Below are 12,505 nucleotides of genomic sequence, written 5' to 3' on the forward strand. Positions count from 1 at the left end.
ACATGAGTATGGCCAATAAATCAATAGGATCAGTTATGATACGAGAAATCATCAGAATGAAGGACAACGGTCTTTCGAACAATCAAATATCCAAAAGCATTGGAAAATCAAGAACAACCATCGTCAAATATCTTGGTGTGATTCAAACTTCTGGGATTTGCTTAAAGGAACTCCTTGAACTCAAAGAGAACGGTTTATCAGAACTTTTTGAAGTTTCTACCGAGTTAAATCCTGCCAATAGAGAGCAGATTGATAAGGATTTATACGGACTGTTTTATTTTAATAATCATTAGCGACTTTTGTCAGAACGAATTTTAATTGTAGTTTAAATAACATATATTTACTCCATGAGTAACAAAATACAGTTCGTTTAGAGGTTTTTAGACGAACTGACGTTAGGCGATATTTAAAAAAAACGTAAAAATGAACTATATATTTTTAGACACAAATGTTTTTATTCATTTTAAAGATTTTGACCAAATTGATTGGAAAAATGTAATAAATTCTGATGAAGATTTTTTGATTACAATTGTACCAATTGTAATTGATGAACTTGATTTTCATAAGTATCATAAAAATCCAAAAATATCAAAACGTATTAAAAGAATTCTTCCTAAAATAGAAAACTATATTACAACTGGTCAATTAGTAAAATTGATAACATCAAGACCAAAAGATGAAACTTTTATCAATAATCAGCTAAATAAAAATGAGCAAGACGATTGTATTCTTGCATCAATTCTAGAATTCAAAAGTATCTTAAGTGAAAAAGATAAGGTTATATACATAACATATGATACTGGCCCAAGGTTGAAAGCAAAAACTCTTTCTATTAATTGTTTGAAAATTGATGAATTTTATCTTCTACCGAGCGAGCCTGATGAAAATGAAAAAAGAAGTAAAGAATTAGAAAAAGAACTTAACAAATTCAAAAATCAATCTCCGAAAGTAATAATAGGCTTTCGAGACAATGACAAATTTTATAAATGTGAAGTCAAAAAAGATATAAAATCTAAAGAATCATTTATATCAGAATCAATAAGTAAAGTAAAAGAAAAATATAGCTATTTAGAAAAAATTGATTTTGAAAATAGTACAAATAATTTATTTAAAGCTCTCAATTTTCAAGCACTTAGTGATGATCAAATAAAAGATTACAACACGGAATTAGATTCGTTTTTTATTAAGTATGAAGAATATTATTCGTCAATTTTTGATATTATTTCATATAAAAACGAATGTATAGATATAAAATTAATTATTCGCAATGACGGAACAGCACCAGCAGAAGATATTGATTTAAAATTTCATTTCCCTGATGGTTTTGAATTGATAACAAAAAAACAATTTCCAAAAACATCGAAGGAGCCACAAGCCCCATATCAACCTAAAAATAGATTTGATTATAAACATAACAATTTAAATTTTTCAGTTTATCCAAATAACTATAAGTCACCAATTACAAATATCAATTTAAATGCTCCAACTATCGAAAAAACAAATAGTTATAATGTAGATTTCTATTTAAAGAATCTAAAACATAATCAATCATTTGAGTTTGAAACTTTATATCTGAAATATGATAATCGAGAGTTAGCGAAGAATTTTTGTATTGATTATAAAGTTATGATTAGCAATTATCCCGATGTAATTATTGGAAAACTGAATGTAGTTGTTTAACAAAAAAACATCGCCTAACAGCTAAGGGTTCGTTGGGCTTGCAAAACCAACAATTAACCCGCGGTTGAACGGAACCAGAGGTTGTGAATGGTGAGTGGAATTTTCGGTTTTCCCCATCCCTAAAGGGAGCCGAAAATGAGGGCGCATGTTTTCTAAACTTGAAAAGCGCATTTGTTGGGGGGGGGAATTCTAGTGATATGTTGCATTCTTTAAACAGTCAAATTTGGTTTCCACTACTTTTGGAGAAGAACCAATATTCTTTTTACAGCAGTATTTTGTTACATTTGATGGTAATGTAATGGATTTTTTTATAGACGGACGTTGTGCGCAATAATAAAAAAGCTATTACGGCAGGAAATCTCATAAAAAGACAACATTATGGAGAAATTCAGAGCAATGAATCTTCACAAACGCAGAAAACCTTTGGAGCAAATTGCCAAGGAAAACAATCCAGTACTGCGTGGTATCATTAATTACTACCACCATTTTTGGAAAGATGATATGCGTATGGTTTGGTTCTAGCTCAATGCACGGTTGCTGAAATGGGCAAAATGGGAGAAAGATTTGTATAAAAAGGCATCTGTTCGATACTTAAAAACAAAGTATAATGAAAAACCTACGTTATTTGTACATTGGTTGTTGGTATATCCATAAATAGAATTAAATTTAGTGTGATTTATTAACATGAAGAGCCGCATGAAGGTAAACTTTCACGTACGGTTCCGTGAGAACGAAGGGGTGAAATTCCCTTGTGTGACTAGATTGTGCGATATGTTAAACTAAAAATGCGAAAAAAGAATGGAAATAAACGAAAATACTGAGTTTCCCAAAATTACTATAAACACACAAACTGGAGAAAAAGGAATTACAATTTTAAAAAAAATTGTAGAAAATGATTTTGGATGGCTATTCCGACCAAATCATCAAGAAGCAGATTTTGGAATTGATGGATATTTAGATATTATAACAGAAAGTGGACAAGTAACAGGAAAATCCATTGCTTTCCAATTAAAAAGCGGAAAATCGTACTTTACGGAAGAAAATGAAATTGGGATAGTATTTAAGGGAAACATAAAACACTTAAATTACTATTTAAATAATGAAACCCCCATAATAATTATAGTTCTAGATGTAGAAAACGAACTTGCATATTGGGAGGCTTTTGATAAAACTAAAACTGAAAAGTCTGGAAATAACTGGAAAATGACAATTCCTAAAAATAATTTATTAAATGTTAAATCAAAAAATAAATTATTAGAATATGTTGGACCAATAACAGATTATATTTCACAGATGGAAAACGAATGGGGATTTAATCAAATCCTCAAAAAAGGTAGCAATAGAATTCTTTTTAGAATTCCAAATGAAGAAATAACTAATAATAAATTTGATTTTATAACTAGTGCCTTAGAAAGAATTCAAAGGACTCCAGAATTAGTTTTGCATTTAAAGAACAGAGTTGATATATGTTTTGATGATTATGAAGATAACAACAAAGAGTTATTTGAAATAGAAGAAGTGAAAAATTGGATAATTCAACTTTACCAAAAAACAAATTGTTGGGCATACTTGTTTTCAATGGATAGACATAGTGGATTTATGAAAATTTTATTTTTTTGTCATATTCCAATTTTAAGTAAAACTATTGTAAATGGTCGATTTAAAATTGACTTCGAAACGGAATTTGCTAAAGAATTTATTGATAATTTATTTGGTAAATTAAATCAATATTGTATTGATAAAAATTTAAGTCAACAAACAAATATTGAAATGACAAACAAAATAATTTCTTGTTACTTCGAAGAATAAAAAACATCACCTAACAGCTAGGGTTTCGTTGCGTGCGCAGCTCAAACAATGAAACCTGTATTGAACGGAACTGGAGGTGGTTTTAAAAAGGAGGATAATTATAGTTTAAATCGCACATATTTACTTTCTGAATAATAAAATAAAGGTGGTCTGGAGGTTTTTAGACGAACTGACGTTGTAGGCAATGCTACCGCAGACTGGAGAATGTAACGTAATTTTTATATTAAACCAAAATGAACATTAGCTTTTTTTCTAACTTATTTCTTTGGTTATTATTAATAACTTTACCAGAAATTGTATTTTCTCAATCGGCTGACTTTACCATTCAAGATGTAAAGTTTGAAAGTCAGGGCGTCACTCTTGCGGGCTCAATTTTAACACCTAAAAAAACAGTTGCAGCAGTTGTAATTGTTCACGGGTCTGATCCTGTAAAAAGAGAAATGGACTTCGCAATACGTCTTGCCAAAGAAGGTGTTGCTGTATTGACATATGATAAACGTGGAGTTTGGGAATCGGGCGGTGTATATGTAGGGCCATCTGTTGGTACTAATAATATTGACACTACTAATCTTAATTTATTATCTCACGATGCAAGTGCAGCTGTAAACACATTTCGAACCTATTTGAAAGATAAAAAAACACCAATTGGATTAGTTGGTTTCAGTCAAGCAGGATGGATAATCCCAATTGCTGCAAACAAAAATCCACAAATCGAATTTATGGTTTTATTTAGTTGCCCTACAATTACAACTCTAGAACAACTTCGATTTCAGTTTTATACTAACGGCAACAATAATTTTTGGGAAAATCATACAGAATCAGATGCTCGTGAACATACTAAAAATGATCCAGACAGGTATCAATTCGTTGCGACTGACCCGAAAATTTCTCTGAATACTCTTTCAATTCCGGGACTTTGGCTTTTTGGCGAGAAAGATATCCAAATTCCAGTAAAGTTATGTATAGAGCAACTAAATACATTCAAAGTTCAAGGTAAACCTTTCGAATATACTTTGTTTTCAACATTAGGTCACAATACTTCTTCCGGCGATATTACAGAAACTGTTGATATTTCAATTCAATGGATAAAACAGAAAGCTTTGAATATTAAGAAGTCTAAAGTATCAAAATAAAGCACTGCCTACAACAGATAAGGCTTCGTTGGGCTTGAAAAGCCAACAATGAAGCGTGTGTTGAACGGAACTGCTTATAAGTTTTATTTTTCTGATTTGATCTCTTTTATCATACGCTCGAGTTTTTCTCGCTGTTGTTTTGCTTTTTCATCATATGCCTTTTGCCTTCTTTCGAATGTGGTTTGATTCAATCGGAGCTCTTTTTCCAAAGACAAAGTTTTATTATAACTATAAATCAAGAGAGCCAATAACAATGCAATACTGCAGAAATAAAAACGATATTCCAATAAAAGAAATTTTAGTGATTCAATTATTTTTGTTAGCATGTTATAAGATTTAAAATGTTCTTTTGAAAAAATTTCCAGACTAAGATAAATGTACTACAAATTAATTGACTTGAACTACCTATTCTAAACTCGTTATGTGCTATATTAGGAAAGTAGAAATTCTAATTGTAAGAAGTTGTTTCATTTTTCTTTTCGACTAGTAAGCCAAGTATCAATAGGTCTTAATAAAATATTAATGGCAAGTATGCTAATAGTAGCCACAGCAGTTTCTGAATAATATCCAGCTGCTGCCAAACTGCCTATTGCCGAACAACACCATACTGTTGATGCAGTTGTAAGTCCGTGAACAGAAAGACCTTCTTTAAAAATAATTCCTGCACATAAAAACCCAATTCCTGTAACTACTTGACCAATTATTCTAGTTACATCGCCACCGTTTTTAGTTATTATGATTGACAATAGCACAAACAATGCTGAACCTACAGCAACTAGAGTATTGGTACGCAAGCCTGCCGATTTGTGTTGCCATTGTCTCTCAAACCCAATTGATAAACCTGCGATTAATGCCACTGCTAAACGCATTACAAATTCTGATAGTATCATAAATAATTGTATTTATCGATTAAACAATTTTACACGGAATTATTTCATCTTCGTTGAATGTATAAACTGCACACAATCTATGGTAACCATCGGCAATAATTACTTTGTAATTAAAGGCGTCTCTAACTAATAATAAAGGTGAAATTTTTTTATTTTTCTTAATTTTTTCAATATCAATTTCAATATGAGAATTGCTAATTCCTAATAATGAAAGTGAACTAGCTCTAAACAAGTCTTTGGCTTTGTACATTATTATTGATGCTTGTTTTAATTGAGTTACCAATTCAATAGCTTTATCTTCATCAAAAATCAAGCTCAAATACGATTGTGCAGCTGGATAATCTTTTTCTTCTGGTTCTTGAAACCATTTTATTTTATCAGATTTTTTCATTTTATTGAATAGTTTTTACATTTCCAGTTCGTTTCAAAACGCCCCAACCTTGGCTTTCGCCTTTGATTGCTTTTTTGATTGCTTTGAACAAAATCACATACATTATTTGTCTGTACACAAATCGTTGCGGTATAAGCCAAAAGAGTTTACTTAATTTTTCTTTCTCAAATACAAAGGCTACAATGCTAACCAATACATCTACAAACATAAAAACGATGTAATAAATACCTATTTTATGTAAACTATCAGGATTATTATGATTCCAAATTAAACTTACAATTAAAACCAAATCAGCTAATGGTGCAAAAATGGGTAAGATGATTTGAAAAATAAAAATATTAGGCAAAGCCACCATTCCTAAACCTTTATATTTTGGGTTGAAACAAGCATCTTTGTTTTTAAAAAAGGCTTGCATAACTCCATAACTCCAACGAAAACGCTGTTTCATAAATTCGTTCAAAGTTTCTGGAGCTTCGGTAATAGCAACAGCTTCTACGCAATTTACAACTTTATAACCATTTCGCAAAATACGAATAGTCAAATCGCAATCCTCTGCCAAAGTATCTGTTGTAAAACCACCAGCTTTAGAAATTGCTTCTTTTTTGAACGCTCCAATTGCACCAGGCACTACGGTAATTCCGTTGATTAAATCGAATGCTCGACGGTCAAAATTTTGTGCCGTTGTGTATTCAATACTTTGCCATTTGGTAAGCATATTGTTATCATTACCCACTTTTACATTACCAGCAACAGCACCAATTTCATGATCATTTTTTGTTTCAATAGTAAAACATTTCATCAATTGCGATAGCGCATCGGTTTTTAGTTGCGTATCGGCATCGATGCAAACAACATACTCATTTTGGGTTAGATTGATTCCGTAATTTAATGCAGATGCTTTGCCTCCATTAGGTTTGGTATTTACACTCACTTTTGGATTCTGACCAAAAGTCTCCAATATCATTTGATAGGTTTTATCTTTGGAACCGTCATCTATAAAAACAATATCAAAATTAGGATAATCTTGCAAAAGCAAATTATCAATGGTTTTTACGGCATTAATTTCTTCGTTATAAGCAGGTACAATTATACTCACTTTCGGAAATGGATTGGTGTTTTGTAAATTATAAGTTGGCGGATGTTTGTGGTCTTTATATTTTTTAATAAAAGCCATTATAAACATCCAGAGAATTCTAGCTAATCCTAAAATAATAGCCACCCAAAAAGTTGCGGCAATAAAATGACCAAACCAATAGCCAAAATCAAAGATGAAATTATCAACACTCAAAAAGTTTTCGTGGGCTTTAGGCATCAAGTCGTTTTTGGTTTTGCCAAGCAAATGAGCAACAGTCGTAAACTGTATTCCTTTGCTTTTAAAATATTTTATAATTCGTGGTAAAGCTTCTACGGTTGCTTGACGATTTCCGCCTGCATCGTGCAAAAGTATAATCCCTTTTTCGGGATTGGCTTCATATTGTGCTACCGTTCGGGCATAAATACTATCGGCTTTTGCTCCTTTTTCCCAATCGTTGGGATCGATGCTTTCGCCAACGGTGTAATAATTTTGTTCTTTGCTTAACGCAATTGGTTTTAGTTCGTCTTCGCCAGTTGGTTCAGAATCGGCATTGTATGGTGCTCTAAATAATACGGTGCTTCGTCCAGTAACCGCTTCTATTAATAATCGAGTGCTTTCCATTTCGGCAGAAGCTCTTTCTAAACTTACTGTGGCAATATTTGGATGTGTAAAGGTGTGATTGCCTATTTCGTGACCTTCATTATAAATACGTTGCAGTAGCGGTATATTATTTTCTCCTTGTAAACCAACCACAAAGAAAGTCGCAGGAACTTTTTCTTTTTTTAATATATCTAAAATTTGAGGAGTATAGGTTGGATCTGGTCCGTCATCAAAAGTAAGAATGACTTGATTTTTTACATTTCCATATTTTTTTATAACATATTTTGTGGGCAATTGAATGTATTTTTGCTCCGAAATAATGTTTCCATTTTTATCAATATCGAGGTTTATTTTGCCAGGTTCTGGATTAGTTATCACATTCAAAATTTCGCCATCGCCAATATAGTCGGGTGTTCCGAAGCCAAAATTTACATTTTCTAATGTTTTATAATCAAAAGGTTTCTTTTGCAAACTAGCATCAGTTAAACTACGATTATAGAAACGCCATAAACGATCATCTTCGCTTCCTAAACGCCATAAGGCAGTTCCTGCAGTTCCGTATTCGTCAGCAAAGCGAATCGTGTTAAAATTGGTAGCAGCATCGGTAAAATTTACAATATGTTTGTTGCCATTACTGTCAGTATAAGCGTAGTTGTTGTTATAACTATCTTTGTCAAAATCTATTTTTGCTTTATACAATTTTGCGTTAGATAAGGCTTCTTGATAGGTAACCGTTTTACCCTCTTTTCCTTGTTGCCAATCGTAACCATAACCTGCAAAACATAGAATTATTTTGCTTTCAGGAATTTCTTTAGCAGTTTCATCAAGCACACTTTCAATCCATTTCTGCCCGCTAATATTACCAGGAACACTACCTGTATAATGCTCATCATAAGCCATTAAGAACATATAATCATTATACTTGGCTAATTCTTTCACATTAAAATCCTCGTTGCTCGCCATAATATCTTGTGATACAATTAAACCCATTGGATGTAACTTTTTGTATAATTCTTTTTGGAAAGCTATAATAGGTTCATCACCATTTTCTTTAAATTCTTCAAAATCGATGTTGATTCCTTGAAACTTATTTTTTTTTAAAGTTGTTGCAATATCATTTATTAATCGGGCTTTTTTTGTTGGATTATTAATAATTCTATGAATCATATCGCCATCAAAACCATCATCGGGTTTGGCATCGTTGATGTTATTGATGAGTGGTACAATCCGAATATTATTTCTACGCATTACTTTGAGAGCAGCTGTATCAATTTCGGTGCGCAACAAATCGGTTTTTGGGTCAATAAAAAACCATTCTGGCACCACCATATTGAGTTTTTTGATGTTTTTTTGTAATGAAAACAAACTTTGAGGATCCCAATCGACGTAAAAAGCGGCTCTAACTTGGTCTTTATGATTTATTTCTGAACTATTTTTTAGGTTTTCATTTTTTTCTTTCATTTTTATAAAAGCATCAAAACCTTTGTATTTTTTTAATTCTTGCTTGTCTAATGCAACTGGAGTAGTTGGATTTGAAAGCACTGTAACATTGTTATATACGTTCGTCAATAAGGGTAATGTTGGTTTTAATCCTCTATTAAGAGTAATAATAAAAATAGGAATTAATAGCATTATTCCAAAAATCAAGATTCGAGTTGACCATTGGAAAGTTCTCCATCTTGCTTTGGTTATTGTTTGAAATATTTGTTTGTTATTGCTCATAATTTTTGTATCAAGCCTAATTTAAAACTTTTATCAAATTTAAAAATAAAAGCCATTCAATTTTTAGTTTGAACAGCTTTCATCATCATCAATCATCAACCTCTGATAATTTACTAAAACCATTGTCTAGTAATTACTATTTTTTTGATGGTTCTATCTTTTTATTTTCTACTTTTTTTGTTTCTGGTTTTATAACTCCTTTTTTTTCTTTTTTGTGTTTACCCATTTTTACTTCTTTTGCAGGAGCAGTTTTTGCAGGAGCAGTTTGAGCGTTTACCATAGCTGTAGTTCCTAGAACCATCAATGTTAACATCATTACTTTTTTCATAATTTCTAAAATTTTAAATTGTTATTATTGTTATAAATGTTATTATTTATAGGTCAAATGTATAACCGCTAAATGAAGAGAAAATGAAGATTTAACAAATGATAAAACTTTAACTTTTTATTAATTTTTTAAGAAATCGGGAAGATTAACGTAAACGTTGTTCCTTAGTTTATAGTCGATGTTACTTGAATTTTTATGTGATGCAACTTGGCAATACTTTCCACAATAGCAAGTCCAATGCCTTGTCCTTCTTGGTCAAAATGAATGCGAGTAAATCTATTAAAAATTTGAGAAGCCTGCTCGTTATTCATTCCTAATCCTGTGTCAGTAATTGTTAAAGCATATTTTCCTGCTATAAACTCATCATTTATTAAAATATTCCCATAACGATTATTGTATTTTATGGCATTGGTAAACAAATTGCTAAATAAGATTTTAATAAGTGTTTGGTTTCCTATAAAATAAACTTGATGTCTAATATTCTTTGTGATTACTAAATTTTTTTCTTGTATTCTATCTTCAAGATTTCCTGTTAATTTCGCAATAATTGTATTAAAATTTAGCATTTCATTAATTTGATATTGCTTATTATCTATCCTTGAAATTAAAAGTAAATTGCTAATTACTTTTTTCATTGAATCTAAAGTATTCAAGGAATCCGAAATTTTATCAACAGCGGTATCATTCAACGATTGATTTTGAATTATGTTTTCAAATCGGTTTTTTATAACCGCAATAGGTGTTAATAATTCGTGTGAAACATTGCCAATAAATTGTTTTTCTTTTAGGAACAATTCCTTAATTCTTATAATCATTTGGTTCAGAGCGGTATATAAATCTTTAAATTCTGATGTTGAATTATCTATAGGAATTCCGTTTATTTTAACATCGAGTTCGCCACGAGCAGTAACTACAATTACTGCCATTTTGGATTGGTTTTTTCTAACTGATTTTAAAACATCTAAACCGCTTCCGTCGGGCAAACCCAAATCAAGTAGCATAATGTAGTAATCATTACTATTGACTTCATCAAGAGCATCTTCGCAAGTGTTTGCAAAATTGCAAACATAACCCGAATTAGAAAGAAATTCTTTTAACTCGATGGCTAGTTCATTACTGTCTTCTACTATTAGTATGTTCATAGTATTTTTATTAATTGATAATTTCTAAATTATCCAAGTCAGACAATCGGTAAAATGCCATATCATTAAGCTTCATATATTTACAAATGAATTCTAATGTTTCAATTTTAGTTTGATAATTTGCAGTCAAATTTTTAACTGGTTTATGGCTACATAAAATTAGTATTTTATTATTTTTATTGGCATAATCTAATAATTCTAAAACATAAGGAATGCTAAAATGGATGTGATTATTGTCAATATCGAAAGCATACATAAATTTAGAATCTCTAAAATAAGACCCTTCTTTTTCAGGAGCTACAGCACAAAAATCCCTACCTCTTATTACTTTAAATTTAGGTGATAATGCTTTATCAAGTTGATCCGATCGTTCTCCGTAGGGATAAGCAAACGACGAAACATTAAAACCTTTTTGCTTCATTGAAACCATCATTGGGTCTATTTCTTGCTTTATATATCGGTCTATTCCATTTTGAGCAACAAACTTTACCGCATTGTAATGATGATAACCGTGACCTGCAATTTCGTGACCTTCTTTTTGTAATTCAAGCAATTTTTCTATTTGAGGTTTCCCAATAGAATCTATCCTACAAACACAAAAAGTAGCTTTCCAATCGTATTTTTGTAATGCTTTATCGGCATTATACCATTCATCAACATAAGCATCATCAAATGAGATAACTACTCCTGATTTATATTGTTTTGGCTCTATCTTTTTAACTTTATTTACACACGAAAACAAAGTTAAGAATGATAATACAAGTGTTATTTTGGGTAAAAATAGTTTCATAAATTACTTTGTTTATTAAAAATAGAATCGTCAGTTCAAATTTAAATCTTTTTTTTGTTTTTTATAAAGTAAAAAAGTCAGCAAAACAATTTGCTAACTTTCTAACCAACCAATCTAACACTATAACTAATCTAATCTTTTTGTATAATTTCTAAAAACGCTCCATTGTGGTCAAAAAACAGTATCATAAAATTTTCCGTCACGAACAATGAAAGCTGTGTTGAACGAAACCGAAAATGGTTTAAAAAGAAAAATAATTATAGTTTAAATCACATATATTTATATATTTATTAATAAAATAAAGGAAGAACGAAGGTTTTTAGACGAACTGAGGTAGTAGGCAATTTTACTGAACGAGACAAATTCAAAACGATTTAACAACAATAAAATGATTATCAATAATAAAATTTATGAATCAGTATTTACTCTTTTATTCTTATGTACATCATTAAGTTTCTTATATGGACAATCTTGCTTGTTGCCAAAATAAAGGCGTGAGTAAAGAAGAATTAGCAGCAGCCGGTATTGGTAAAGCCATTTAATTTATTAACCATACAATACAACTTCTAATTTTGGGAGTTGTATTGTATTTAATTGAATCATTATGTTACCAAAAGATTTAACAAAAGACCTTAAAGACCGTTTAAGCAGTATAAAAGGTCAAGTTGAAGGAGTAATAAAAATGCTAGATAAGAGTGATGACCCTGCTCAAATATTAAATCAATTTAAAGCAGTCAACAAAGGGTTTGAAAAAGCTCAACACCTGCTATTGGACGAAGTGTTCAGAAAAGCATTGGCAATGAAGATTGCCGAGGCATTAGATACTTGCCCAGGGAATTGTGGACAAGAAGAAAAAATTGCAATTATTAGAAATCAATTTCCTGATTTAGAACTTTATGAATTAACAGACAAGATGAAGGAAATGAATCTTATCTAAGATTTCTT

At 30.8% G+C, this 12,505-nt stretch carries 13 protein-coding genes; 6 read left to right on the top strand and 7 right to left on the bottom strand.

Annotated features, from left to right (window positions below; genetic code table 11):
- The first annotated feature begins 8 nt into the window (after nucleotides 1-8).
- The 5 genes from EKL98_RS11465 (at nucleotide 9) to EKL98_RS11485 (ending at nucleotide 4,622) form a co-directional block, all read left to right on the top strand.
- Nucleotides 9-293 (top strand): hypothetical protein, encoded by a 285-nt coding sequence (locus EKL98_RS11465; protein ID WP_126562545.1) that lies wholly within the window; start codon nucleotides 9-11, stop codon nucleotides 291-293.
- Between the two features lie 130 nt (nucleotides 294-423).
- Nucleotides 424-1,680, top strand: a complete 1,257-nt coding sequence (locus EKL98_RS11470; RefSeq protein ID WP_126562546.1) for a PIN domain-containing protein — start codon at nucleotides 424-426, stop codon at nucleotides 1,678-1,680.
- A 378-nt stretch (nucleotides 1,681-2,058) separates the two neighbouring features.
- Nucleotides 2,059-2,202, top strand: a complete 144-nt coding sequence (locus tag EKL98_RS11475; protein ID WP_126562547.1) for a group II intron maturase-specific domain-containing protein — start codon at nucleotides 2,059-2,061, stop codon at nucleotides 2,200-2,202.
- 276 nt (nucleotides 2,203-2,478) lie between these two features.
- Nucleotides 2,479-3,489 (top strand): DUF4365 domain-containing protein, encoded by a 1,011-nt coding sequence (locus EKL98_RS11480; protein ID WP_126562548.1) that lies wholly within the window; start codon nucleotides 2,479-2,481, stop codon nucleotides 3,487-3,489.
- 233 nt (nucleotides 3,490-3,722) lie between these two features.
- On the top strand, nucleotides 3,723-4,622 hold the full coding sequence (locus tag EKL98_RS11485; RefSeq protein WP_126562549.1) for an alpha/beta hydrolase family protein: 900 nt from the start codon (nucleotides 3,723-3,725) through the stop codon (nucleotides 4,620-4,622).
- An 83-nt stretch (nucleotides 4,623-4,705) separates the two neighbouring features.
- Here the strand turns inward: EKL98_RS11485 and EKL98_RS11490 are convergent, their stop codons facing one another.
- The 7 genes from EKL98_RS11490 to EKL98_RS11520 all read right to left on the bottom strand — a co-directional run bounded on the left by EKL98_RS11490 (nucleotide 4,706) and on the right by EKL98_RS11520 (nucleotide 11,560).
- Complete coding sequence (locus EKL98_RS11490) at nucleotides 4,706-4,948, bottom strand: hypothetical protein (RefSeq protein WP_126562550.1); 243 nt, start codon at nucleotides 4,946-4,948, stop codon at nucleotides 4,706-4,708.
- 141 nt (nucleotides 4,949-5,089) lie between these two features.
- A complete protein-coding gene (locus EKL98_RS11495; protein ID WP_126562551.1) occupies nucleotides 5,090-5,512 on the bottom strand; it encodes an MgtC/SapB family protein in 423 nt (140 codons plus the stop codon).
- A gap of 19 nt (nucleotides 5,513-5,531) precedes the next feature.
- On the bottom strand, nucleotides 5,532-5,903 hold the full coding sequence (locus EKL98_RS11500) for a hypothetical protein (protein ID WP_126562552.1): 372 nt from the start codon (nucleotides 5,901-5,903) through the stop codon (nucleotides 5,532-5,534).
- A 1-nt stretch (nucleotide 5,904) separates the two neighbouring features.
- Nucleotides 5,905-9,300, bottom strand: a complete 3,396-nt coding sequence (locus EKL98_RS11505; RefSeq protein ID WP_126562553.1) for a polysaccharide deacetylase family protein — start codon at nucleotides 9,298-9,300, stop codon at nucleotides 5,905-5,907.
- Between the two features lie 136 nt (nucleotides 9,301-9,436).
- A complete protein-coding gene (locus EKL98_RS11510; protein ID WP_126562554.1) occupies nucleotides 9,437-9,628 on the bottom strand; it encodes a hypothetical protein in 192 nt (63 codons plus the stop codon).
- Between the two features lie 164 nt (nucleotides 9,629-9,792).
- Nucleotides 9,793-10,770, bottom strand: coding sequence for a hybrid sensor histidine kinase/response regulator (locus EKL98_RS11515; protein ID WP_126562555.1), 978 nt, complete (start codon nucleotides 10,768-10,770; stop codon nucleotides 9,793-9,795).
- 10 nt (nucleotides 10,771-10,780) lie between these two features.
- A complete protein-coding gene (locus tag EKL98_RS11520) occupies nucleotides 10,781-11,560 on the bottom strand; it encodes a polysaccharide deacetylase family protein (RefSeq protein WP_126562556.1) in 780 nt (259 codons plus the stop codon).
- Nucleotides 11,561-12,164: 604 nt separating this feature from the next.
- On the opposite strand from EKL98_RS11520, the gene EKL98_RS11525 reads away from it, so the two are divergent.
- Nucleotides 12,165-12,497 (top strand): metal-sensing transcriptional repressor, encoded by a 333-nt coding sequence (locus EKL98_RS11525; protein ID WP_126562557.1) that lies wholly within the window; start codon nucleotides 12,165-12,167, stop codon nucleotides 12,495-12,497.
- Nucleotides 12,498-12,505: the final 8 nt, after the last annotated feature.

The sequence above is a fragment of the Flavobacterium bomense genome (assembly GCF_003970355.1).

Excerpts from the sequence above, each read along its gene's own strand:
- EKL98_RS11480 (WP_126562548.1), top strand. The coding sequence starts at position 2,479 with ATGGAAATAAACGAAAATACTGAGTTTCCCAAAATTACTATAAACACA.
- EKL98_RS11490 (WP_126562550.1), bottom strand. The coding sequence starts at position 4,948 with ATGCTAACAAAAATAATTGAATCACTAAAATTTCTTTTATTGGAATAT.
- EKL98_RS11515 (WP_126562555.1), bottom strand. The coding sequence starts at position 10,770 with ATGAACATACTAATAGTAGAAGACAGTAATGAACTAGCCATCGAGTTA.
- EKL98_RS11500 (WP_126562552.1), bottom strand. The coding sequence starts at position 5,903 with ATGAAAAAATCTGATAAAATAAAATGGTTTCAAGAACCAGAAGAAAAA.
- EKL98_RS11525 (WP_126562557.1), top strand. The coding sequence starts at position 12,165 with ATGTTACCAAAAGATTTAACAAAAGACCTTAAAGACCGTTTAAGCAGT.
- EKL98_RS11520 (WP_126562556.1), bottom strand. The coding sequence starts at position 11,560 with ATGAAACTATTTTTACCCAAAATAACACTTGTATTATCATTCTTAACT.
- EKL98_RS11510 (WP_126562554.1), bottom strand. The coding sequence starts at position 9,628 with ATGAAAAAAGTAATGATGTTAACATTGATGGTTCTAGGAACTACAGCT.
- EKL98_RS11475 (WP_126562547.1), top strand. The coding sequence starts at position 2,059 with ATGGAGAAATTCAGAGCAATGAATCTTCACAAACGCAGAAAACCTTTG.
- EKL98_RS11495 (WP_126562551.1), bottom strand. The coding sequence starts at position 5,512 with ATGATACTATCAGAATTTGTAATGCGTTTAGCAGTGGCATTAATCGCA.
- EKL98_RS11485 (WP_126562549.1), top strand. The coding sequence starts at position 3,723 with ATGAACATTAGCTTTTTTTCTAACTTATTTCTTTGGTTATTATTAATA.
- EKL98_RS11465 (WP_126562545.1), top strand. The coding sequence starts at position 9 with ATGGCCAATAAATCAATAGGATCAGTTATGATACGAGAAATCATCAGA.
- EKL98_RS11470 (WP_126562546.1), top strand. The coding sequence starts at position 424 with ATGAACTATATATTTTTAGACACAAATGTTTTTATTCATTTTAAAGAT.
- EKL98_RS11505 (WP_126562553.1), bottom strand. The coding sequence starts at position 9,300 with ATGAGCAATAACAAACAAATATTTCAAACAATAACCAAAGCAAGATGG.